The organism is Type-A symbiont of Plautia stali (assembly GCF_059731155.1).
Map to the genome: position 1 here is coordinate 225,685 of NZ_AP035891.1, position 22,907 is coordinate 248,591.

Here is a 22,907-nt window from a genome sequence, read left to right on the forward strand (position 1 = left end):
TTTATGTGCGCAATCACACATTGCGGCTCTCCAGCCACAGCACCGTTGCCGCAACGCGGGAACGGACGTCGAGCTTACGCAGCAGGTTGCGGATGTGCACCTTTACCGTTTCTTCGGAAATGTGCAGCGTGGCGGCAATCTCTTTGTTGGATAAGCCGCGCGCCACTTCCTGCAACACATCCAGCTCGCGCTCGGTCAGCTGTCTGAACGGATTGGCGCTGGGCTGGCGGGTCGCCAGATATTCTGCCACCACCTCGCGGAACACGTTCTCGCCCTGTGCGCCGCGCATCACCTGCGCCAGCAGCAGTTCCGGTTCGCTGTCTTTTAGCTGATAGCCATCGGCACCGGCATCCATCATGGCGTAAATATCGCTGCGCGCGTCGGACACTGTCAGCACCAGAATGCATGCCGCGACGCCCTCGTGACGCAGCGCCTTCAGCGTATCCAGCCCGGACATGCCTTTCATATTCAGGTCGAGCAGAATCACATCGGGTGCCAGACGGCGCGCTTCGGTACCGTTATTCGCCTCAGCCACCACTTCCAGACGCGGTTCCAGCGCCAGCAGCTGGCGGATACCGCGACGCATCAGCGGATGATCGTCAACGATCATAATAGACAGGGAAGGGTGAGCCATAGGTTCTCCAGAGTTTCAATCCATTTGCTAAGTGTAATGCGTTAAGCCAGCCGGTGCGCAGGGCGGGCGGGAAAACGCAGCGTGACGCAGATGCCCTGCGCCTGCGGGGTTATCAGTAAGCTGCCGGCGAGACGCGCCGCGCGCTCGGCCATGATAGTCAGCCCATAGTGGCCCGGCGGCTCTTCCACGCTGTTGATACCGCAGCCGTCATCTTCGATGGTCAGCAGGTGCTCATCATCAGCGACACGCTGATAGCGAATCTGAATCTGCTGCGCCTGCGCGTGACGAATTGCATTGAGCAGCGCCTCGCGCGCAATCTGCAGCACGTGCACCTGCTGCTGGGCATCCAGCGTTTGCAGGCTAGGCTGATAGTCAAAGGTAATCGCCGCCTGCGACTGCTCCTGCAGCGGGGCGATCATCGCCTGCATCGCCTGCACTAAATCGGCCTGTTCAATGCTCAGGCGGAAGGTGGTGAGCAGCTCGCGCAGCTGCTGATACGCCTCGGCCAGCGCGCGATCAAAATCGGCGATGATCGCCTGTGCCTGCGGCTGGCTGCTATCGACATTACGCCGCAGTAGCGTCAGCTGGATACGCAGAAAAGAGAGCGGCTGCGCCAGCGAATCGTGCAGCTCGCGCGCAATGGTGGCGCGCTCTTCAATCAGCAGCATCTGCTGATACTGTTTCTGCGTCTGCCAGATCCACAGTGCACGCGCCAGCATGTTGGCTAGGCTTGTGCATCAGCTCATCGGCCGGCGGCGCGCGGCGGGTTTGCCAGCACAGTTCGCCGAGGCGCTGCTCCTCCTGCTGCAGCGGCAGCCGCTGCCAGCTGAGATCGTCGGCGGGCACGCCGACTTGGAAGGCGATATCCTCGCTGGCGATTTTCAGCACCTCCAGCGCTTCCCGCCGCTGCACCAGCCGCAGCAGGCCTTGGAACAGCTCGGGATTGAGCGGGCTGCCGGTGAGAATCTGCGAGCTTTCATACAGCAGCGACAGCGTACGGTTGGCTTGGGTTAAATCTTCGGTTTTATTCCGTACCGCGCACTCCAGCAGACGATAGTGTGAATGCAGCCGCTCCGTCATGGTAGTAAACGCCTGCGCCAGCACGCCCAGTTCGTTGGGCTGATGCACGGAAAGCGGCGGAAAGCTGAAGTTGGCCTGCTCGGCGTGTTGACTGGCGGTGACCAGCGAATCGAGCTGGCGCACCACGTTGCGGCGAGTAAAGCCAATGCTCCACAGCGCCAGCGCGACAATCGCCAGAAAGCCGAACAGGCTGCTGGCGGCCACCAGATGCATTTTCAGCTCGGCGTAGTGCTGCACCGCCAGCACAAAGCGGTCAATCTCACTGACGTAGCCCGCGACGCGCTGCTGGTACGCCTGCGCCCGCGCCGGCTGCAGCGTCTCCTGCAGTACCGGCCAGCTGTCGCGCAGATAGCGATAGCGGCTGCTGACCTCAATCGGCACCCACGGACGCTCCAGATGCTGCAGCGCCGGTGACTCCAGCGTTTGCTGATACAGCTGCATATATGGTGCGCCAGCTGCTGCGGATCGCGCGTGCTGTCCCACGCCAGCCGGTAGATTTGCATCCGCAGCGAGCCGGCGACATTCACCGCTTCGGCATCGCGCAAACTGCTGGAGAGCGTAATCAGCGCCAGGCCGGTGGTTAACAGCGACAGCAGCACAATCGCGCTAAGCGCGCGGGCAATGGTGCGGGTAACGGGACGTTTCACTATCACAATAATAACCCTTACAAGAGCGGGGGGTTATAAGTCAGCCGCAGCGCGGGTGCGAGCGCGAAATTGACACATCTGGTTACTTTTATCAGACAAACTCACCGCGGTTTACGTTTCCCTGGATTAACAGCGTTTAGCTGGCGAAATATTGAACGCCTTTACTGCCCCCGTGCAGCCTGGTTTGCACTGGCTCGCCGATACTTTGACGCGTAACCCTTTTCCCGCACGACAACAGGAGCACCTCATGAAAACACGTTATGCCGTGATGACCGCTGCACTGCTTGCCAGCGTATCATCTACCACCTTTGCTGCTTCGCCGTTGAGCGAGGCGCAAACGCAGGACCTGCAAAGCAGCGGCACCGTTTCAGTGAGCGGCGTGCGCGGTTCGCTGGATGACGCCACCCGTCAGCTGTCGCAGAAAGCTGAATAGATGGGCGCCAGCCACTATCGCGTCATTGGCATGCAGAATCCTAGCGATTCCAGCATGTGGAGTGGCAGCGCCGAGATTTACCGTTAATGCCCGTCTTTATTCCCCTCTGGTAGTTTTTCCTGTAGCCACCGATTATCGGCCATCCCGTTGGCCGGTTTTTTTGTGCGTCGCGACGGATTATTACAAATCAACCCGTGCAGTCAGCCAGTATATTTTGCTTCGTTCATGCAGAACGGGTAGGATTCATCGCCGTAATTTCCCGGCTCGCCGCGCGGCATCGTTCCGCCGCTCAGGGGCCGGTTTTACCCCATTTCGCACTGCCCGGCGCAATCGATTGGTTACGCGGTGATTGATGGACAGGACAAACAGGAAAACTATGAAATCGACTAAAAAAACGCCAGCCGAACAGCGTGCTGCGAGAAGGCGCTGGCTTAACTCTCACGACACGGGTTACCACAAAGCAATGGGTAACCGTCAGGTACAAATGATCGCCATTGGCGGCGCTATCGGTACCGGTCTGTTCCTCGGTGCCGGCGCGCGTCTGCAGATGGCCGGTCCGGCACTGGCACTGGTGTATCTGGTGTGCGGTATCTTCTCCTTCTTTATTCTCCGTGCGTTGGGCGAGCTGGTGTTGCATCGCCCTTCCTGCGGCAGCTTTGTTTCGTACGCGCGTGAATTCCTCGGGGAAAAAGCGTCCTACGTCGCGGGCTGGATGTATTTCGTTAACTGGGCGATGACCGGTATCGTCGATATCACCGCGGTGGCGCTTTACATGCATTACTGGGGCGCGTTTGGTGATGTGCCGCAGTGGGTATTTGCGCTTGGCGCGCTGGCGATTGTCGGCACCATGAACATGATCGGCGTGAAGTGGTTCGCCGAGATGGAGTTCTGGTTTGCGCTGGTAAAAGTGCTGGCTATCGTGGTGTTCCTGATTGTCGGCGTGGTGTTCCTCGGCAGCGGTAAACCGCTGGACGGCAACACCACCGGCTTCCACCTGATCACCGACAACGGCGGGCTGTTCCCGCACGGTCTGCTGCCAGCATTGGTGCTGGTACAGGGCGTGGTGTTTGCCTTCGCCTCGATTGAGTTGGTGGGCACGGCGGCGGGCGAGTGTAAAGACCCGAAAACCATGCTGCCGAAAGCCATCAACAGTGTGATCTGGCGTATCGGCCTGTTCTATATGGGTTCCGTGGTTCTGCTGGTACTGCTGCTGCCGTGGAACGCCTATCAGGCCGGACAAAGCCCGTTCGTCACCTTCTTCTCCAAACTGGGCGTGCCTTACATTGGCAGCGTGATGAACATCGTGGTGCTGAGCGCGGCGCTGTCGAGCCTGAACTCGGGTCTTTACTCCACCGGACGTATCCTGCGTTCAATGTCGATGGGCGGCTCGGCGCCGCAGTTCATGTCGAAGATGAGTAAGCAGCAGGTGCCGTACTCCGGTATCTTGGTGACCATCGGCGTGTACGTGATCGGCGTGGTGCTCAACTACTACGTACCGTCGCAGGTGTTTGAGATTGTCCTGAACGTGGCGTCACTGGGGATTATTTCCTCGTGGGCGTTCATCGTGGTGTGCCAGATGCGTCTGCGCAAAGCCATCAAAGAGGGCAAAGCGGAAGATGTCAGCTTTAAGCTGCCGTGGGCGCCGGTTACCTCGTGGCTGACGCTGATGTTCCTAGTGAGCGTGCTGGTGCTGATGGCGTTTGACTACCCGAACGGCACTTACACCATTGCTTCAATTCCGCTGATTGCCGTGCTGCTGGTGCTCGGCTGGTTTGGCGTGCGTAAGCGCGTGCAGGCGGAAGCGATGAAAGAGCACGAGCATCATCATGACGATCAGGATGATGCGGCGCCTAAGTAAGCTGGCGGAAGACAACGCGCGTTAATCGCAGCGATGCTCACCTGCGGGGGCCAGTCGGCCCCCGTTTTTATTTCAATTCTCCTTCTCTTGCTCCCGCATCGGGAATTACACCTTTCGGGTGATATAGCCCTTCATAACGTCAGGTTATTTTACGCACCACCTCTACATCCCCGCATTGAGGTGAGCCGATGGCGCTGTCGCGACGTGAACTCTTTACCGGGCAGCGCGTCATGCCTGCCGGCGGTATTGCGTTGCCGTGGTGGCGGTGAGAGAGCGGCTGTGACGGCTGCGCCCGCTGCGTGCAGGCCTGCGAGAGCGGCATTATCCGTATCGCCGCTGGCGAAGCGCCGCAGCTCGACTTTCTGCAGGGGGAATGCACCTTTTGCGCCGCCTGTGCCGACGTCTGCCCGCAGCCGCTGTTTCTGCCGCGCGACGCTCAACCTTTTAGCCGGCGCATCCGCATCGACAGCCGCTGTATCGCTTTTCTCGGCGTTAACTGCCGCAGCTGCCAGGAGAGTTGTGAGCAGCAGGCGATCCGTTTTCGCCTGATGCCCAACGGCATCGGCCAGCCGGAAATCCTTCCGCAACACTGCACCGGCTGTGGCACCTGTATCGCGCCGTGTCCGGTCTCAGCCACAGGACTGCATCATGACGAATAACGACAGCTGGCACGTATGTGGCCTGGTGATTCAGGCACGTCCGACCGCGATCGCGGCGGTGCGGCAGGCGCTACTGAACTTTGCCGATAGCGACATCGCGGCGGAAGATGCAGCACGCGGCACGCTGGGCACGGCCGACAGCGCCACGCTGCTGAGCAACATTGAAGCCACCCGCAACATCCCGAATGTGCTGGCGGTATCGCTGGTTTATCACCAGCAAGACGAAATTGAAGAACCCTGTAAGGAAGCATCATGAACCTGAGTCGTCGTGATTTTATGAAGGCCAATGCGGCGGCGGCTGCTGCAACGGCTGCCGGTCTCACCATTCCGACCGTGACCAAAGCGGCCACCAGCCTGGCTGAGCCGATTCGCTGGGAAAAAGCGCCGTGCCGGTTTTGCGGCACCGGCTGTGGCGTGCTGGTCGGCACGCAGAATGGCCGCGTTGTCGCCTCGCAGGGCGATCCGCAGGCGGAGGTTAACCGTGGTCTGAACTGCATCAAAGGCTACTTCCTGCCAAAGATCATGTACGGCAAAGATCGTCTGACCCAGCCGCTGCTGCGCATGACCGACGGCAAATTTGATAAGAACGGCGAGTTCACCCCGGTAAGCTGGGATCAGGCGTTCAACATCATGGAAGCGAAGTTTAAGGCGGCGCTGAAAGCCAACGGCCCGGAATCGGTCGGCATGTTTGGCTCCGGCCAGTGGACCGTATGGGAAGGTTACGCCGCATCGAAGCTGATGAAAGCCGGCTTCCGGACCAACAACCTGATCCTAACGCGCGCCACTGCATGGCGTCTGCGGTGGTGGGCTTTATGCGCACCTTCGGCATGGACGAACCGATGGGCTGCTACGATGACATCGAGCAGGCTGATGCGTTTGTGCTGTGGGGATCGAACATGGCCGAGATGCACCCGATTCTCTGGTCACGCCTTACCGCGCGGCGTCTCAGCAATGACAACGTCAAAGTGGCGGTGCTGTCGACCTATCGCCACCGCAGCTTCGAGCTGGCCGATAACGCCATCGTCTTCACGCCGCAGAGCGATCTGGCGATCCTCAACTTCATCGCTAACTACATTATTCAGAACAACAAAGTCGATAAAAGCTTCCTGCAGAATCACGTCACGCTGCGTAAAGGCATGACCGACATTGGCTACGGTTTGCGCCCGACAAATCCGCTGCAGGCGGCGGCGAAAAATCCGGACAACGGCGAGTCGGCGCCGATCAGCTTCGATGAGTATGCGAAATTTGTCTCGGAATACACGGTGGAAAAAGCCAGCGCCATGAGCGGCGTAGAGCAGAATCAGCTGATCGCGCTGGCGGAGCTGTACGCCGATCCGAACGTGAAGGTGGTCTCTTACTGGACCATGGGCTTCAAACCAGCACACGCGCGGCGTGTGGGCGAACAACCTGTGCTATAACATCCACCTGCTGACCGGCAAAATTTCCCGTCCGGGCACCGGACCGTTCTCGCTCACTGGCCAGCCATCGGCCTGTGGCACCGCGCGTGAAGTGGGCACGTTTGCGCACCGTCTGCCAGCCGACATGGTGGTGAATAATGACAAACACCGCGCTTTAGCTGAAAAACTGTGGAAGCTGCCGCAGGGCACGGTGCCAGCCAAAGTCGGTCTGCACGCCGTGGCGCAGGATCGCGCGCTGAAAGATGGCAAGCTGAATGCCTACTGGGTTATGTGTAACAACAACATGCAGGCCGGGCCGAACCTGACGCAGGAACGCATGCCGGGCTGGCGCGATGCGCGCAACTTTGTAGTGGTATCCGACCCGTATCCGACCGTCAGCGCCCTGTCTGCCGATCTGATTCTGCCGACGGCGATGTGGGTAGAGAAAGAGGGCGCCTACGGCAACGCCGAGCGCCGTACCCAGTTCTGGCATCAGCAGGTGAAAGCGCCGGGCGAGGCAAAATCGGATCTGTGGCAGCTGGTGACCTTTGCGAAACGCTTCCGCATTGAGGACGTGTGGCCAGAGGCGCTGATTGCTCAGCAGCCTGAGCTGAAAGGGAAAACCCTCTACGACGTGCTGTATGCCAACGGCCAGGTGAATCAGTTCCCGCTGAGCGAAGTGGCCGACGACCGCCTTAACGATGAAGCGCGTGAGTTCGGCTTCTATATTCAGAAAGGCCTGTTCGAGGAGTATGCCAGCTTTGGGCGCGGCCACGGTCACGATCTCGCACCGTTCGATACTAATCACGAGGCGCGCGGTCTGCGCTGGCCGGTAGTGGACGGCAAAGAGACGCGCTGGCGCTATCGTGAAGGTTTCGACAGCTACGTGAAAGCCGGTGAGGGGGTACGTTTTTACGGTAAGCCGGACGGCAAAGCCACCATTTTTGCCCTGCCGTACGAGCCGCCAGCGGAAGCGCCGGATGCCGAATATGACCTGTGGTTCTGCACCGGCCGCGTGCTGGAGCACTGGCACACCGGCACCATGACGCGCCGCGTGCCGGAACTGCACCGCGCGGTGCCGCAAGCGCTGCTTTATATCCATCCGCTGGACGCCAAAGATTGCGGCTTCCGTCGCGGTGAGAAGGTGCGCGTGGTATTGCGTCGCGGCGAAACCCTCGCCACCGTGGAAACGCGCGGGCGTAATCAGCCGCCGAAGGGGCTGGTGTTTATGCCGTTCTTCGATGCCGGCGTGCTGGCCAACAACATCACGCTGGACGCCACCGATCCGCTGTCGAAGCAGACCGATTACAAAAAATGCGCCGTTAAGCTGGTGAAAATCTGAGGCAGGATGCAATGAAACCTTTTATCACTCTTGTAACCGCCGCCGCCCTGATGCTGGGCGGCGTGATGAGCAGCACGGTATCGCCGCGTCGCTACTTCTGCCTGCAGTGTCACGTGCCGCAGACCGATGCCAAACCGGTGGTGGAAAACACCTTCAAGCCGGCTGACGGCTTTGGGCAGTGAGGTGGCGATGAAACAGAAACTTTTACGTATCTGGCGCTGGTGGCCACGCCCCAGCCGTCTGGCGCTCGGCACGCTGCTGATTCTTGGCTTTGCTGGCGGCATCATCTTCTGGGGCGGTTTTAACACCGCGATGGAGATGACCAACCGCGAGCAGTTCTGTATTGGCTGTCACGAGATGCGCAACAACGTCTATCAGGAATATATGCAGACGGTGCATTACAACAACCGCAGCGGCGTGCGCGCCACCTGCCCGGATTGTCACGTGCCGCACGAGTGGGGGCCGAAGATGATCCGTAAGATCCAGGCGAGTAAAGAGGTGTACGCCAAGAGCTTTGGCCTGATTGATACGCCGCAGAAGTTTGAAGAGACGCGTATCGAGCTGGCGCAGAACGAGTGGCGCCGGATGAAGAACAACAATTCGCAGGAGTGTCGTAACGGCCACAACTTCGATTATATGGACTTCACCGCGCAGAAAACGGTAGCCGCCAAAATGCACAGCAAAGCGGTGCAGGACGGACAAACCTGTATCGACTGCCACAAAGGCATTGCCCACCATCTGCCGGATATGAAAGACCAGCCAAACGGTTTTTGATAGCGGCCTTGGCAGCGCGGATGGCCGCGCCTGCCGGTTCAGTATTAGGGTTCCAGGATTGTAGGGGGCGCGTTTTCGGTCGCCATGAATGACGACCCGACAACGTCTCTCGCAACGGTTTTCCGCAGGGTGCGGCACCTGCAATAGCGGCGACGTAATTGCACCAGTTTTGTAGGGTGCGCATTAATGCGCACCTGCATCAACTGCTAAATTCTCCAGTTATAAGCGACATAACACCGCCATCGCAGGCAACCTGTTCCACAATTCAGATAGTTTTCTCTGCGGCTTCAGCCTATTATCTCAGGCTCCCTCAGCTACGCAGTGGAGCGGCTATGTCGTTAAAGATCAACATCATCAAAGATAAGTTGCTGTCTGATAATTATTTCATTCTGCGCAACTACACCTACGAACTCACCCGCAGCAACGGCGACGTGGTACGTCACAAACGTGAAGTCTACGATCGCGGCAACGGCGCCACCATCCTGCTCTACAACCGTGAAAAAAACAGCGTGGTGCTGATTCGTCAGTTCCGCATCGCGACCTATGTTAACGACAACGCCAGCGGTGAGCTGATTGAAACCTGCGCCGGGCTGCAGGATAACGACACGCCGGAAGATTGCATCCGTAAAGAAGCGGTAGAAGAGACCGGCTATCAGGTCGGTAAGGTCGAAAAACTGTTTGAGGCCTACATGTCGCCAGGCGGCGTAACGGAATTGCTGCACTTTTTCGCCGCTGAATACAGCGATGCGCAGCGCGCTAACGACGGCGGCGGCGTGGAAGATGAAGAGATCACCGTACTCGAACTGCCGTTTCCCCAGGCGCTGGCGATGGTGAAAGAGGGCCGCATTCGCGACGGCAAGACGATTATGCTACTGCACTATGCGCAGCTGATGGGCTGGTTGCAGGCATAACCGCTGCGGTAATTCGCAGGGTCGGCATGAATGCCGACTCTGCAGATGTTGGGGCGCAATGCATTGCGCCACTACGCCATGTGCGTCATTTCCGGGGTATTTAACGGCGTTACTTCACACTCCGGATGGGCCTGCATGCGCGCCAGCGCTTCGGCGTAGGAGGGCATGGAATTGGCCGCGCCGGAACGCTCTACGCACAGCGAGGCAAACGCCGCCGCAAACAGTGCCGCCTGCGGCAACGCATCGCCGGCGCCGGTGGTGTCGAGCGGCTGGGCAGGAAACGGCGGAATACGCAGCTGCTGCTCCGCGCTGCGCGCTGGCGAAATCGGTCACTTTTACGCCGCTCAGCTGCATCGCTTCGGTGCTGTTGGGCGTGAACAGATCAACCTTAGCCAGCAGCGCATCGCTGACTTTCTGCCACGGTGCCGGATTCAGAATGACAAACGTGCCGCCGGCACGCGCGTTGTCGATCATGCGCTGAATGGCGCTGAGGTTATTCTCCAGCTGCACCAGCAGAATATCGGCGGCAGCCACGGTGGGCTGACAGCGCGCCACTTCGGCCGCGGTCACGGTGGTATTCGCGCCGGGATAGACCGAAATCATGTTCTCGGCATCATCGCCCGCCACATAAATCAGCGCGTTGCCGGTGGGTTTCTCTTTACAGGTGAACAGCGTAATGGCGTCGAAACCGGTCTTCTCCAGATGGCGGCGGGCAAACGTGCCAAAATAGTCATTACCCACCTTACCGATATAGTGCACGCGCACCCCGGCGCGCAGCGCGGCGGTGGCTTGGTTGGCCCTTTTGCCGCCGGGCCCCATCATGCTGTTGTGCGCCGTGAGCGATTCGCCCGGCAGAGGGAAACGGTTCATCACCGCGACCACGTCGAGGTTGAACGAGCCAAACACACACACTTTTCCTTTCATTGCGCGCTCCTGAACAGCCGTTCTGCGGCCAGGCAGGCGCTGCGACAGCCGGTGTGATCGGTGGATTGACTGAAGATGATTTTCAAACCATCCCGCGTGGCCGGCGGCCGTAAATGCTGCTGGATCTGGCTGCGCAGTTGCGCCAGCGGGAAATCAGCCATCGCCAGCACGCCACCGCCCAGAATCAGGTACTCCGGATCGAGAATATTCATTTCGGTGGCGATCAGCTGCGCCAGCCGGTGCACAAACGCCTGTAGCGCCGGATCAGAACCGTGATGGGTAAACAGCGCCGACATCGGCGTTTGCGCCGCATTGGCCTGCGCCCTGTGGCTTAACCAGTGGCCGGAGGTCACGGTTTCCGCGCAGCCGTGGTTGCCGCACGGGCAGGGCAGCGCGTTACCGGCCACCGGCACGTGGCCGAGTTCACCGGCTCCGCCATGCTGACCATGGTAGAAGCGGCCGTTGAGCCACAGGCTGTTGCCCATGCCGGTGCCAGGATACAGACCTACCGCATTTTCCGGCAGCTGCTCCAGCGTTTCCGCAATCAGCTGCCCGAGTGTGGCCAAGGCATCGTGCTGCTGCGCCCAGCTGGCCGTGGGCACTTTACGAAAGCCGCTCCAGACGCGGCCCGCCTCCATCAACTGCAGACGGGGGTCGGTGCCGCCAATGTCGATACCGAGCCAGCGTGTTGTCATGCCGACACCTGCGCCAAGCCCTGTGCTTCATCAATGCTCTCACGCATCATGTTCCACGCGGTGGCGAGGTCTTCGTGAATGTTAAACAGGCCGGATGTGCCGACAATCATCACTTCGGCACCGGCACCGACCAGCGTGTTGTAGGTGCGCGTATTACAGGAACCGTCGATCTCAATCAGGTAGCGGTGGCCGTGCGCCTGCTTCAGCGCCTTTAGCTCCTGCACCTTCTGCACCATCTCCGGAATAAACGGCTGACCGGTATAGCCCGGGTCCACCGTCATCACGGTGATTTTATCCAGCAGATGAATGTAATGATGGATAAAGGAGACCGGCGTGGCCGGGTTGAGCACCACGCCCACTTTTTTACCGTAGCTTCGAATCAGGTTGATAACGCGGAACGCATCACGGTTGATGGTTTCAGCGTGCGGACAAATGTAATCGGCGCCGGCGTTGGCCATCGCTTCAATAAAGTCGGTCGGCTCTTCCACCATCAGATGCATATCGATCGCCACTTTGGTATGCGGGCGGATCTGCTCAATAAAGAACGGCGACAGGGTGATGTTTTTAACGTAGTGACCATCCATGATGTCGATGTGCAGGAAGTCAGCGCGGGAGTCCAGCACGGCCAGCTGGTGCTTGATCTCCATCAGATTCATACACATCAACGACGGGGAGACTTGAATACGTATTCATACTTCCTTTTTTTCAGTCAGAGGATTAAGCGCCGCGGCCAGCTTGCTGAGCCTGACGGCACGGTGATCGTTAAAGCGCGCTTTGAGTTGTTTGAAGGCCAGCACCACCACCAGCACGGCACCCCACATCGCCAGACTGACGTGCTGGCTGATGTTCATCAGGTTGAAGCCGGTGGAGAGCACCTGCAGCGCAATCAGCGCTAGCACCACGCCGGTCACGCGGCCAAAACCGCCGTTGGGATCGGTGCCGCCGAGAATGATGGCCAGTACGGTCAGCAGCAAGTAGGTATCGCCGTAACCCATGCGCGTTGAGTTAAAGCGCGCCATCATGATCAGGCCGGCCAGCACGCACAGCAGGCTGGAGATGACGTACACCAGCATCACCATACGGTGGGTATTGATGCCGCTGAACCACGTGGCGTTGATGTTGCTACCGCCCATGTAGATGCATTTGCCGGCGCGGGTTTTGCCGAGGAACAGCGCCAGCAGCGCGGCGGCAACCAGAAATACCCACAGCGGCATCGGCGGGCAGGGCGCTCATCAGGGTCCAGGCGATGAACAGCGCCGTCAGGTTAGCGGTGGCGATGATGGCGAGGTTCAGGCCGCCGCTGAGGATGGCGATAAACATCGCCAGCGTTAACAGGCCGATCTCCGGCAGCTGAAACGCCATGCTCATAAAGGTCGAGTCGGTGAGAAAGCGGCTTGGCAGCATTACGCTGAAGGTGGCCAGCGCCAGCGCAATCAACAGCATCAGGCCGATGTTGGTGCCGTCCGGCCGCAGCGCAGAGAGAGATTTCATGGTGATTGCTCCTCCCGTCAGACGAAACTGACGTCGGTTTCTTTACGTTTTTTGTAGTGGGTGACGGCAATCGCCACCATAATCGTGCCGCCGACCACAATGTTCATGAAGTAGTTGGAGACGCCGATCAGATTGAGGCCGTTTTTCAGGATGGCGATCAGGAATACGCCCATCAGCGTGCCGCAGACGATGGCCAGCAGAATGCTGAGCAGCGCGTTATCAAACTGGAACTGCACAAACAGCGAGGCGATCAGGTATTGCACCACCGACGCCACGGCGGCGAAGGAGATATCGATACCGCCGGTCACCAGCACCACAAACAGGCCGAGGGCGAAAATGCCGGTAACGGCATAGCTTTCCGCCAGATCCAGCAGGTTCTGCACCGTCAGGAACTGATCGCTGGCCAGCGAGAAGAACACCATGAAAGCCAGCAGCACCCAGGCGAGCCAGCCCTAGCTGGAGTGCGGACGTAAACGAGAGAAATCAGGCATTAATCACCTCCGCCAGCTGTTCCTGCGCCACACTATCGGGTTGGTATTCGGCATGGACGGTGCCGTCGCGGAAGTGCAGGATGCGGTCGCAGTTGTACCAGACCTCAGGCACTTCGTCGGAAATCAGGATGATCGATAGTCCCTCTTTCGCCAACTAGTGGATCAGCTGATAGATGCTGGCCTTGGCGCCGACATCCACGCCGACGGTCGGCGAGTCGAGGATCAGAATGCGCGGCTGGGTCAGCACCCATTTCGCCAGCACGATTTTTGCTGGTTGCCGCCGGACAGGGTGGAGATCGCCAGACTGGGATCGGCCACGCGCACGCCGAGCTGCTGAATCCACTGCAGGATCAGCTTGTTCTTGCGGTACTCGTCGATCAGGTGAAAACGGTTTTGCAGCTTATCGAGGATCGGCAGCACCATGTTGTCGGCCACCGACTGCTGCTGCACCAGGCCGAGCGTCAGGCGATCTTCCGAAACGTAGCCGATACCGGCTTTGATGGCGTCTTCGTGCCCGCGAAAACGCACCGGCTTGCTGTCGAGCCAGATTTTGCCGCTGTCCGGTTTGGTCATGCCAAACAACGACAGCGCCAGTTCGGTGCGGCCGGAGCCGAGCAGGCCGCACAGGCCCAGCACTTCACCGGCGTAGAGTTTGAAGTTAACGTCGTGATACTGACCGGCGCGCGTCAGCTTCTCCACTTCGAGAATCGCCCGATCGGCGTTGCGCGTTGGCGCTTTTAACTGGTAGTCGAGCTTCAGGCCGGTCATCAGTTCGGTCAGGTGATGCGGCGTCATCTCTCTGGCTGGCCAGCAGCCCATCTTGCGGCCGTCGCGGATCACCGTCACGCGATCCGAAATCTCCAGCACTTCATCCAGCCGGTGACTGACAAACACCACGCAGATGTTTTTGTCTTTCAGATAGCGCACGGTGCGCAGCAGCTGATTCACCTCGGTACGCGTCAGCGACGCGGTGGGTTCGTCCATGATCACCAGTCGTGCATCGGCCACCAGCGCGCGGCAAATCGCCACCTGCTGGCGCTGGGCAATCGACAGCGCGGCGACTTTCTCATTCAGATCGAGATCGAATTTCAGCTCATCAATAATGCCGCGCGCGGTGTCGCGCAGCCGGGCCTGACGGTGCCAGCCGAGCAACCCGTTGAGGTTATGCTCAAAGGCGATGTTTTCCGCCACGCTCAAATTGGGGAACAGCGACAGATCCTGGTAAATCACTTGGATACCGAAGTCGCGCGCCTGACGGGTCGTCAGACGCGGGAAACTCTGGCCGTCGCCGAGGGTGATGCGGCTGCCACTGTCCGGGGCGTGCACCCCGGAAATGACTTTAATTAAGGTGCTCTTGCCACAGCCGTTGGTGCCAGCGATACAGTGCACTTCGCCGGCCAGCAGGGTCAGCGAGATATCGCTCAGTGCGCGGTTGCCACCAAATGTTTTCGACAGGTTGTCGAGCGCAATCAGCGTCTGTGGAGTGACCTCTTGCATGTTACAGCCCCATTTTCACCAGTTTTGGCAGGTTCTCTTTATCAAGACTTTCGGTGTTGTTACCGAGGATGGTGTGCGTCGCCTCATCCACCTTCACTTTGCCCAGCCCTTCGATGGTCATGCCGTCGGTGATCGGCTCTTTCTTCTCCATCATGTCGGCGATACGCACAAACACTTCACCGGCGGTCTGCGGATTCCAGATATAGCCGCCCTTGATAGCACCGCGCTGCACCAGCGACGCGCCTTGGCCCGGGCTGAAGGCCCCGATGACGCACACCGGATCGATCTTGTTGCGGTTCATTACCGCGCGGCCGGCACCGATCGGTCCCTGTGAACCAAAGGCCATAATGCCCTTCAGATCCGGGTATTTAGACATCAGCTCGTTGGTGGTGCGGATGGAGTCATCCAGCGATTCGCCGACGCCGAACTTGTCGGTCACCAACTGCATCTTCGGATAGTGCTGTTTCTGGTAGTTGAGCGCGGCGTCGGTCCACTCCTGATGCAGTGGCACCGTCAGGCTGCCGACATACATGGCGTATTTGCCTTCTTCATGCATGCATTTCGCCAGCGCTTTCATATGGTTGATGCCGTGGGTCGGCGCATCGACCAGCTCGAAATCCCAGTTGGCGTCTTTCTGGCCGGGCGATTCGTGGGTAATCACCATGATCCCGGCTTCACGCGCGCGCTTCAGCACCGGCTCAAGCACTTTCGGGTCGTTTGGCACCACGCCGATGATATCGACCTTCTGCGCAATCAAATCTTCAATCGCGCGCACCTGCAGCGCCGGGTCAGCGGCGGTTGGCCCGACCATCCACGCGTCGATGCCGCGTTTTGCCGCTTCACTTTTGATGCCCGCTTCCATGGCGTTGAACCACGGAATACCGCCAATTTTTACCACGATGCCCATGCGTATTTTGTCAGCGGCCTGCGCGCCAGCGGCGGCAAACAGGGCAAGCAGAGAACAGGCGATAAGATTTTTTTTCATAAAGACTCCGATTAATTTTTTATTAGCTGCATCGAATGGCTGCGTTTCGAGCAATCAATAATATTGACGCCGTTCCACGCCAGTTCTTGTTCCAGCTCTTTGTCTTTTAATTGGTCAGTGATGAGAAAATCCACATCGCGGTAATGACAAATACGCGCGAATGAGGGGTACAGAAATTTACTGCCGTCCAGCAGCAGATGTTTTCTTTCTGCCGCTAACAACATTTGCTGTTTTAAATGTGCGTTGTTTTCGTTACCTTCGCGTAAATAACCGTCATTGCCCAAACTGCTGCAGAAAAAAAAGATCTTATTGATCTGAAATTCCCGTAGCGGCTGCTCTGCGACGACGCCGTGGAAATCTTCACAACGGTCAGAATATTCTCCACCAAGGTAGATGGTGCGGATACTGCCTTGCGCTGCAAGGGTCTGGACGATTCTGATAGAATTGGTTAACACCGTTAATTCAATATCCGGTAGCTATCGTGCCAGATACCAGCAGGTGGTACTACTGTCGAGTAATAAACAATCACCGGGGCTGATAAAATCGAGTGCTCGTTTGGCTATCGCCATCTTGGCCTCGACGTTTTCATTCATGCGCTGGCGAAAAGATAATTCATACTCGTTAATACCGCGTGTATTTCCCTGAATGTTGGCGGCCTGTCGTTTGGCTGGTACTGCACCACCGTGGCTGCGCTGTAATACGCTACGTTTCTCCAGCTGCGTTAAATCACGGCGAATGGTTTCCTGAGAAACGCTGACACAGCGTGACTAATTCAGCGACAATGACCCGACAATTTAAATTAAGCTCGTCAATAATTCGCTGCTGTCTTTCAATCGGCAACATGACTTCCCTCCGATGGCTATATATTACTGGATGCCGGAATGTGAAAATGTGGGCTGGGCACGAGTCCGCAGCGACCAACTGGCCCGGCGACATTAAAGTGATTTTCATTGGATTTTTTATGTAAATAAGATCTCTTTATTTCAAATTTAAGTGATCGCATTCACATAAATGCACGTTATTACGCGAGGGAATGAGAGAGACCGTGCACAGCGTTGACGCTCTGCCAGCACCATAGCATGACCGGTTATGACCGTTTGTGTGTATTTGACCGTTTTGTGAAGGGGGTAAAAATTGTCCGACGAATCCGATTGAGCAGAAATCAGCCGCACCGGATGATGGGCCTGTTGCGCTATTCCCTACAGATCGCCCGTAAGGCGACGGCTTTTTCAGCAGTTAACTTCGCTTTTCAGGCCACTTCACAGTTTCGGCCTGATGACCGCGCATGCATTGCGCTATCATTTTCTTTCCAGGAATCGGGGATCGTTTTTTTCATGTCGTATTGGATGAAGTCGCTGCTTTTATTGCCCTTTCTGCTGATCGCCAGCGTACAGGCCGAGCCGCTGCAAAAGTCGTTTTCCGACTGGCAGATCACCTGCAACAACGCGGCGTTCTGCGTGGCACGCAGTTTTCCTAGCGATAATGGCCTGGTGATGACGATTTCGCGTCACGCTGGGGTCAATGATCGGCCGCTGCTGCGCATTGATTACGGCAGCGCCTACAGCGGTGCATTGCCGGGCGCGGCGCTAAAAGACAACATGCTGCTCGACCAGCGCCGCCTCAATCCGGACCTCAAACACTGGACGGTAGAGCCGCATCATCTGGCCACCAGCAACACCATCGCCATCGACGAATTCCTCGTCCAGACGCTGGATGCCAGCAATTTACAGCTTCACCTATAAAGCCAGCGCCAGTATTCCGTTGCGCGGTATGAAAGCGGCGCTGCTGCTGATGGATGACGTGCAGGGGCGGGTTAACGGTGCCAGCGCCTGGGTAAAGCGCGGTGACCGCGTCCAGAGGGATGTGCCACCGCCGCCCTCGATCCCGCAGCTGCCGGCAGCGCTGCCCGCACCCGCGCCGCTGACGCAGCAGGAAACCACCGGCCTAATCGATTACGGAACCTGGCGCGTCAATACCGATAACTGCTCGCTCGATCCGCTGCGGCGGGAAGTCAGCGTCGCGCCACTCACCGACAGCAAAGCGCTGCTGCTGATAAGCTGCGAAACCGGTGCCTACAACGTGATCGATCTGGCGTTTGAAGTCACGCGCAGCCAGCCGTATGTGTCGCGCGGCATCACGCTCAACCTGCCGTTTACCCCGCCGTCGCGCACTGATAATCAGCTGGAGCTGGTAAACGCCGAGTTCGATGCCAGTAACGGCCTGCTGTATACCTTCAGTAAAGGGCGCGGTTTAGGCGATTGCGGTGTGGCCACGCGCTGGCAGTTTGATGGTAATGCCTTCGTGCTGGCGGAGTATGCGGAGGAGAAGACCTGTGACGCCTGGCATAGTAGTGATGACTGGCCCACCCTCTGGGTCACTCAGTCGTCCCCGTCATCCTTCGCACTGCAGGGGCGTTGGCTGCGGCTGTTCATCCCCGGTCACTTACCTGAGTAAGCATCCCGGGGATGCCCATCCTTGCCGCCTTCCTGCAGCACGAAAGATTTAGGGGAGGGTTCGCAGTGACTGCTCGCTATATCTCACTCTCTTGCTACAATTAATTAAATTAATTATCAAATACTTAGCGGATATTGCCGATCATCATCGGTGAGCCCGTCTGGTTGCCCACCAGCTCAGCCAGCATGTTGTTAACGCCATCGCTCATCGGTGTGAAGCGGGTCAGCGGCGAGCGTGCGACCACGACAAATACGCCGACGTTGTGCTGTGGCACCATCGCCATGTAGGTAATAAAGCCGCCGCCGCCGCCGGTTTTCTGAATGATGCCCGGATGGCTCGCTTTCGGTGCCATGTAAACCCAGCCCATACCCAGCGCGTCGGCGCGTCCTGGCACGTCCATGCCTTCCACTTTAGTCAGCTGGTCGCGGCGATAAATCAGCGTTTGCAGCCGATCGATCTGCGGCGTGCGGTGATTCACCGCCGAGTTGAGGAACTGCTGCATCCAGCGTCCCATATCGTCCGGTGTGGAATACACGCCGCCGCTGCCGATGGCTGCCAGCGTGTTATTGCACGGGCTGGCCCCTTTTTCGGCAATCATCAGGCGCTGACACTGGTCCGGTGATGGCGTGAAGGTGGTGTCTTTCATGCCGAGCGGACGCGTCACCAGCTGCTGCAGCAGTGCCGGATAAGGCATACCGGCGGCTTTAGCCAGCGCGTCGCCCAGCAGATCGAAGGCGAGGTTGGAGTAAGCCGCCTGAGTGCCCGGCGCGGCTTTTAGTTGCGCGCCACGCAGCCACTGCCAGCGATCCGCTTTGGTTGGCCAGACAAACACCGGACGATGCGGTTTGCCGCCCGGCTGCTCGCGCGGCAGGCTACTGGTGTGGGTGGCGAGATTGATCAGCCGAATCGGCTGGCCGTTGTAAGTCGGTACGCGGGCACCCGGCGGCGCGTATTTGCTCAGTGGATCGTCAAGGCGAATCTGGCCGCGCTCGGCCATCTTCACCATCACTTCGCTGGTCATCAGTTTGCTCAGCGAGGCGATACGGATCAGTGAGTCCTGCTGTGGGCGCACATTATTGCCGGGACGGGTTTCGCCAAAGCTGGCGAACACGCGCTGGTTACCGTCAATTGCCACCAGCGCCATGCCGGTTGCACCGCTGCCATAGAAAATATGCTCGGCATAGCGATCAACAATCTGCGAGGCCAGCAGCGGATCGGGCAATACCTGCGCCGTGCTGGTAAAGGGCAGCACGGCAACCATTAAGGCCAGTAAAAAAGGAGTACGTTTTTTCAACGGGAAAGCGTCCACTATAGGAATCGGAGGAAAACCTATAGTAATCAGTTTGCGCAAAGCGGGAAGGGGGCGGGGCGGATTTTTTTCTGTATCAGGCTGTGAAATAAAACGGCTCTTTCCCGGGAGCGGGAAAGGGCCAGACACTCAGGCAGGCTTGAGCAGGGATTCGGCGTGGCTCACCACATTCTCAACGGTAAAGCCAAAGGCCGGGAACAGCTTGCCGGCTGGCGCCGATTCGCCGAAGGTGGTCATGCCGACAATTTTGCCGTCGATGCCGACGTATTTGTACCAGTAGTCGGCAATACCGGCTTCAACCGCCACGCGCGCGCGCACGGTCGAAGGCAGCACCGATTCACGATAGGCCACGTCCTGTTTATCAAACACGTCAGTGCTCGGCAGCGACACCACGCGCACCTTGTGGCCGTCGGCGCTGAGTTTCGCTTCTGCGCCCAGCGTGATCTCCACTTCGGAACCGGTGGCAATCAGGATGACGTCCGGCGTGCCGTCACAATCCTTGAGGATGTAGCCACCGCGCGCGATGTTCTCTACCTGTTGCGCGCTGCGCTCCGGCTGCAGCAGGTTCTGACGCGACAGAATCAGCGCGGTCGGACCGTGATGGCGCTCAATCGCCGCTTTCCACGCCACGGCGGTCTCGACCTGATCGCACGGTCGCCAAGTGCTGAAGTTTGGCGTCACGCGCAGGCTGGCCAGCTGTTCAACCGGCTGGTGCGTCGGGCCATCTTCGCCCAGACCAATTGAGTCGTGGGTGTAGACCATAATCTGGCGCGCCTTCATCAGGGCGGCCATGCGCGCTGCGTTACGCGCGTATTCGACGAACATCAGGAAGGTGGCGGTATAAGGCACAAAGCCACCGTGATGCGCGATACCGTTGGCAATTGCCGTCATGCCAAATTCGCGTACGCCGTAATGAATGTAGTTACCGGCGTGATCCTCTTTGATCGGCTTCGAACCAGACCAGATGGTGAGGTTGCTGGGCGCGAGGTCGGCGGAACCGCCGAGGAACTCCGGCAGCAGTTTACCGAAGGCTTCCAGCGTGTTCTGCGAAGCTTTACGGCTGGCGATCTTCTGCGGGTTAGCCTGCAGATCGCGAATGAACTGGCTGGTTTTGCTCTCCCAGTCAGCGGGCATTTCGCCCTTCAGGCGGCGGCTGAATTCGTCCGCCAGCTGCGGATGCGCCTGCTGATAAACCGTGAACTTCTCTTCCCAGGATTTCTCCTGCGCGGCTCCGGCTTCTTTGGCATCCCACTGCTGATAAATATCCTGCGGGATTTCGAACGGACCGTAGTTCCAGCCAAGCTGTTTACGCGTCAGCGCCACTTCCTCTTCGCCCAGCGCGGCACCATGCGACTCCTCTTTGCCGGCTTTGTTTGGCGAGCCAAAGCCGATTACCGTGCGGCAGATGATCAGCGAAGGCTTGTCGGTGACGCTTTGCGCTTCTTTGATGGCTGCCGCGATGGCGTCCAGATCGTGGCCGTCGATGCCTTCAGCGCTGCCCACCACGTGCCAGTTATAGGCTTCAAAACGCTTATGGGTGTCGTCGGTAAACCAGCCTTCGGTTTCGCCGTCGATGGAGATACCGTTGTGATCGTAGAAGCCAATCAGTTTGCCGAGGCCCAGCGTGCCGGCCAGCGAACAGACTTCGTGCGAGATGCCTTCCATCAGACAGCCGTCGCCCATAAACACATAGGTAAAGTGATCGACGATATCGTGGCCAGGCTGGTTGAACTGTGCCGCCAGCGTGCGCTCGGCAATCGCCAGGCCGACGGCGTTGGCCAACCCCTGGCCGAGCGGGCCGGTGGTGGTTTCGACGCCCGGCGTGTAGCCAATTTCCGGATGGCCCGGCGTTTTTGAGTGTAGCTGGCGGAAGTTTTTCAGCTCTTCCAGCGGCAGATCATAGCCGGTGAGATGCAGCAGGCTATACAGCAGCATCGAGCCGTGCCCGTTAGACAGAATGAAGCGATCGCGATCCGCCCAAGCCGGGTTGGTCGGGTTGTGCTTCAGGAAGTCGCGCCACAGCACTTCGGCGATGTCAGCCATGCCCATCGGCATACCTGGGTGGCCGGAATTTGCTTTCTGTACCGCATCCATGCTCAGGGCGCGGATCGCGTTAGCCAACTCTCTGCGTGAAGACATAGGGTTCTCCCTTGTGATTGGGCAAAAGCGGACGGGCCGCGACCCGTCCGGCAGAAGGTGAGTTCAGGATTACAGGCAGGCGGCCAGCACGTCTTCCAGCTTCTGCTGGTCGACGGCAAACTGGCGGATACCGTCGGACAGTTTCTCCACGGCCATCGCATCCTGGTTATGCTCCCAGCGGAACTCCGCTTCGGAGAGCGGTGCCGGCTGGTGGAAGCCCTCGGTTGAGGGTTCCAGTTTGCGCTCTACCGGCGCTTCGCTGTTGGCCAGCTCTTCCAGCAGGTTCGGGGAGATGGTCAGGCGATCGCAGCCAGCCAGCGCCACAATCTGCTCCACTTTACGGAAGCTGGCACCCATGATGACGGTGTTGTAACGGTGCTTTTTGTAGTAGTAGTAAATACGACGCACCGATTTAACGCCCGGATCTTCGTCGACCACATACGGGTCGAGCGGTTTGCGCGTGTTGTACCAGTCGTAGATTCGGCCGACAAACGGCGAAATCAGGAACACGCCGGCTTCGGCACAGGCGCGCGCTTGGGCGAAGGAGAACAGCAGCGTCAGGTTACAATTGATGCCGTTCTTCTCCAGCTCTTCCGCGGCTTTGATGCCTTCCCAGGTGGACGCCAGTTTGATCAGAATACGTGAGCGGTCGATGCCGTTCTCTTCATACAGGCGGACCAGTTTCTCCGCTTTGGTCACACACATGCCACGATCGAAAGAGAGGCGCGCATCCACTTCGGTCGAAACACGGCCCGGTACGCTTTTCAGGATTTCCATACCGAGGTTGATCGCCACTTTATCGCTGGCGTTGATGATTTGCGTCTCTTTGCTGCCGCCCTGTTTTTTCGCGTACTCAATGGCGTCATCAATCAGGTGTTTGTAAGCGTCGAGGCCGGCAGCTTTGAGGATCAGGGATGGGTTGGTGGTGGCGTCTTCCGGATGGTAATGGCGAATGGATTCGATATCGCCGCTGTCCGCCACCACGGTGGTGAACTGTTTTAATGCATCTAGCTGGTTCATCGCTTAACTCCTTGATTAGCAATAATGTGGGTAAAACAGGCACCCGGGCAGTCATCGTCTTAGGTGCGCCCTTATCGGGGAAGGGAGGTTCCACACAGTGCAACAGACGCCGGATGAAGAAAATGCGTTTTCTCTGATTGTGACGTCGGGGCGCGTTTCTGATTGTC

Annotated in this window: 12 protein-coding genes and 10 pseudogenes; 9 read left to right on the forward strand and 13 right to left on the reverse strand. The window is 58.4% G+C overall.

Annotated elements, in window-relative coordinates:
- Nucleotides 1-13: 13 nt before the first annotated feature.
- Complete coding sequence (locus tag AC6I8M_RS01220; RefSeq protein WP_022548269.1) at nt 14-634, reverse strand: response regulator; 621 nt, start codon at nt 632-634, stop codon at nt 14-16.
- Nucleotides 635-675: 41 nt separating this feature from the next.
- Nucleotides 676-2,367: pseudogene (narQ, locus tag AC6I8M_RS01225) on the reverse strand (nitrate/nitrite two-component system sensor histidine kinase NarQ).
- A gap of 241 nt (nt 2,368-2,608) precedes the next feature.
- Between narQ and AC6I8M_RS01230 the strand changes: the two are divergent.
- From AC6I8M_RS01230 to nudK, 8 genes and pseudogenes are all read left to right on the forward strand, one after another.
- Nucleotides 2,609-2,881 (forward strand): annotated as a pseudogene (locus AC6I8M_RS01230) (YdgH/BhsA/McbA family protein).
- Nucleotides 2,882-3,170: 289 nt separating this feature from the next.
- On the forward strand, nt 3,171-4,652 hold the full coding sequence (gene ansP, locus AC6I8M_RS01235) for an L-asparagine permease (protein WP_041387202.1): 1,482 nt from the start codon (nt 3,171-3,173) through the stop codon (nt 4,650-4,652).
- Between the two features lie 278 nt (nt 4,653-4,930).
- Nucleotides 4,931-5,311, forward strand: a pseudogene (napF, locus tag AC6I8M_RS01240) (ferredoxin-type protein NapF); the annotation flags it as partial.
- On the forward strand, nt 5,301-5,567 hold the full coding sequence (locus AC6I8M_RS01245) for a chaperone NapD (protein WP_010617573.1): 267 nt from the start codon (nt 5,301-5,303) through the stop codon (nt 5,565-5,567). The pseudogene napF and the gene AC6I8M_RS01245, both read left to right, overlap by 11 nt.
- Nucleotides 5,564-8,050, forward strand: a pseudogene (napA, locus tag AC6I8M_RS01250) (nitrate reductase catalytic subunit NapA). Before AC6I8M_RS01245 ends, napA begins: the two are co-directional and overlap by 4 nt.
- A gap of 59 nt (nt 8,051-8,109) precedes the next feature.
- Nucleotides 8,110-8,232 (forward strand): annotated as a pseudogene (locus AC6I8M_RS01255) (nitrate reductase cytochrome c-type subunit); the annotation flags it as partial.
- A 7-nt stretch (nt 8,233-8,239) separates the two neighbouring features.
- Nucleotides 8,240-8,824 (forward strand): cytochrome c-type protein NapC, encoded by a 585-nt coding sequence (napC, locus tag AC6I8M_RS01260; protein ID WP_022548262.1) that lies wholly within the window; start codon nt 8,240-8,242, stop codon nt 8,822-8,824.
- A gap of 332 nt (nt 8,825-9,156) precedes the next feature.
- Nucleotides 9,157-9,735: a GDP-mannose pyrophosphatase NudK gene (gene nudK / locus AC6I8M_RS01265; protein WP_498013635.1), complete on the forward strand. Its 579-nt coding sequence runs from the start codon at nt 9,157-9,159 to the stop codon at nt 9,733-9,735.
- 71 nt (nt 9,736-9,806) lie between these two features.
- Here the strand turns inward: nudK and AC6I8M_RS01270 are convergent.
- From AC6I8M_RS01270 to AC6I8M_RS01305, 8 genes and pseudogenes are all read right to left on the reverse strand, one after another.
- Nucleotides 9,807-10,659, reverse strand: a pseudogene (locus AC6I8M_RS01270) (ribokinase).
- Nucleotides 10,656-11,354: an ROK family protein gene (locus AC6I8M_RS01275; RefSeq protein WP_010617566.1), complete on the reverse strand. Its 699-nt coding sequence runs from the start codon at nt 11,352-11,354 to the stop codon at nt 10,656-10,658. The pseudogene AC6I8M_RS01270 and the gene AC6I8M_RS01275 overlap by 4 nt, the downstream one beginning before the upstream one ends.
- The gene (gene alsE, locus AC6I8M_RS01280; protein WP_058948697.1) at nt 11,351-12,043 is read right to left on the reverse strand and encodes a D-allulose 6-phosphate 3-epimerase; all 693 of its coding nucleotides are present in this window, start codon (nt 12,041-12,043) and stop codon (nt 11,351-11,353) included. Before alsE ends, AC6I8M_RS01275 begins: the two co-directional genes overlap by 4 nt.
- Nucleotides 12,044-12,845 (reverse strand): annotated as a pseudogene (locus AC6I8M_RS01285) (ABC transporter permease).
- A 17-nt stretch (nt 12,846-12,862) separates the two neighbouring features.
- Nucleotides 12,863-13,282 (reverse strand): inner-membrane translocator, encoded by a 420-nt coding sequence (locus AC6I8M_RS01290; protein ID WP_010617564.1) that lies wholly within the window; start codon nt 13,280-13,282, stop codon nt 12,863-12,865.
- A gap of 46 nt (nt 13,283-13,328) precedes the next feature.
- Nucleotides 13,329-14,833 (reverse strand): annotated as a pseudogene (locus tag AC6I8M_RS01295) (sugar ABC transporter ATP-binding protein).
- A gap of 1 nt (nt 14,834) precedes the next feature.
- Complete coding sequence (locus AC6I8M_RS01300) at nt 14,835-15,818, reverse strand: substrate-binding domain-containing protein (RefSeq protein WP_010617563.1); 984 nt, start codon at nt 15,816-15,818, stop codon at nt 14,835-14,837.
- Nucleotides 15,819-15,829: 11 nt separating this feature from the next.
- A pseudogene (locus AC6I8M_RS01305) lies at nt 15,830-16,661 on the reverse strand (DeoR/GlpR family DNA-binding transcription regulator).
- Between the two features lie 491 nt (nt 16,662-17,152).
- Here AC6I8M_RS01305 and AC6I8M_RS01310 point away from each other — a divergent pair.
- Nucleotides 17,153-18,272: pseudogene (locus tag AC6I8M_RS01310) on the forward strand (DUF1176 domain-containing protein).
- A gap of 124 nt (nt 18,273-18,396) precedes the next feature.
- On the opposite strand, the gene ampH reads toward AC6I8M_RS01310, so the two are convergent.
- The 3 genes from ampH to tal all read right to left on the reverse strand — a co-directional run bounded on the left by ampH (nt 18,397) and on the right by tal (nt 22,740).
- Nucleotides 18,397-19,566: a D-alanyl-D-alanine-carboxypeptidase/endopeptidase AmpH gene (gene ampH / locus AC6I8M_RS01315; protein WP_010617561.1), complete on the reverse strand. Its 1,170-nt coding sequence runs from the start codon at nt 19,564-19,566 to the stop codon at nt 18,397-18,399.
- Between the two features lie 144 nt (nt 19,567-19,710).
- Nucleotides 19,711-21,720, reverse strand: a complete 2,010-nt coding sequence (tkt, locus tag AC6I8M_RS01320; protein ID WP_010617560.1) for a transketolase — start codon at nt 21,718-21,720, stop codon at nt 19,711-19,713.
- Between the two features lie 69 nt (nt 21,721-21,789).
- Nucleotides 21,790-22,740: a transaldolase gene (tal, locus tag AC6I8M_RS01325; protein ID WP_010617559.1), complete on the reverse strand. Its 951-nt coding sequence runs from the start codon at nt 22,738-22,740 to the stop codon at nt 21,790-21,792.
- Between the last annotated feature and the right edge of the window lie 167 nt (nt 22,741-22,907).

Excerpts from the sequence above, each read along its gene's own strand:
- napC (WP_022548262.1), top strand. The coding sequence starts at position 8,240 with ATGAAACAGAAACTTTTACGTATCTGGCGCTGGTGGCCACGCCCCAGC.
- AC6I8M_RS01245 (WP_010617573.1), top strand. The coding sequence starts at position 5,301 with ATGACGAATAACGACAGCTGGCACGTATGTGGCCTGGTGATTCAGGCA.
- AC6I8M_RS01220 (WP_022548269.1), bottom strand. The coding sequence starts at position 634 with ATGGCTCACCCTTCCCTGTCTATTATGATCGTTGACGATCATCCGCTG.
- tkt (WP_010617560.1), bottom strand. The coding sequence starts at position 21,720 with ATGTCTTCACGCAGAGAGTTGGCTAACGCGATCCGCGCCCTGAGCATG.
- nudK (WP_498013635.1), top strand. The coding sequence starts at position 9,157 with ATGTCGTTAAAGATCAACATCATCAAAGATAAGTTGCTGTCTGATAAT.
- tal (WP_010617559.1), bottom strand. The coding sequence starts at position 22,740 with ATGAACCAGCTAGATGCATTAAAACAGTTCACCACCGTGGTGGCGGAC.
- ansP (WP_041387202.1), top strand. The coding sequence starts at position 3,171 with ATGAAATCGACTAAAAAAACGCCAGCCGAACAGCGTGCTGCGAGAAGG.
- AC6I8M_RS01275 (WP_010617566.1), bottom strand. The coding sequence starts at position 11,354 with ATGACAACACGCTGGCTCGGTATCGACATTGGCGGCACCGACCCCCGT.
- AC6I8M_RS01300 (WP_010617563.1), bottom strand. The coding sequence starts at position 15,818 with ATGAAAAAAAATCTTATCGCCTGTTCTCTGCTTGCCCTGTTTGCCGCC.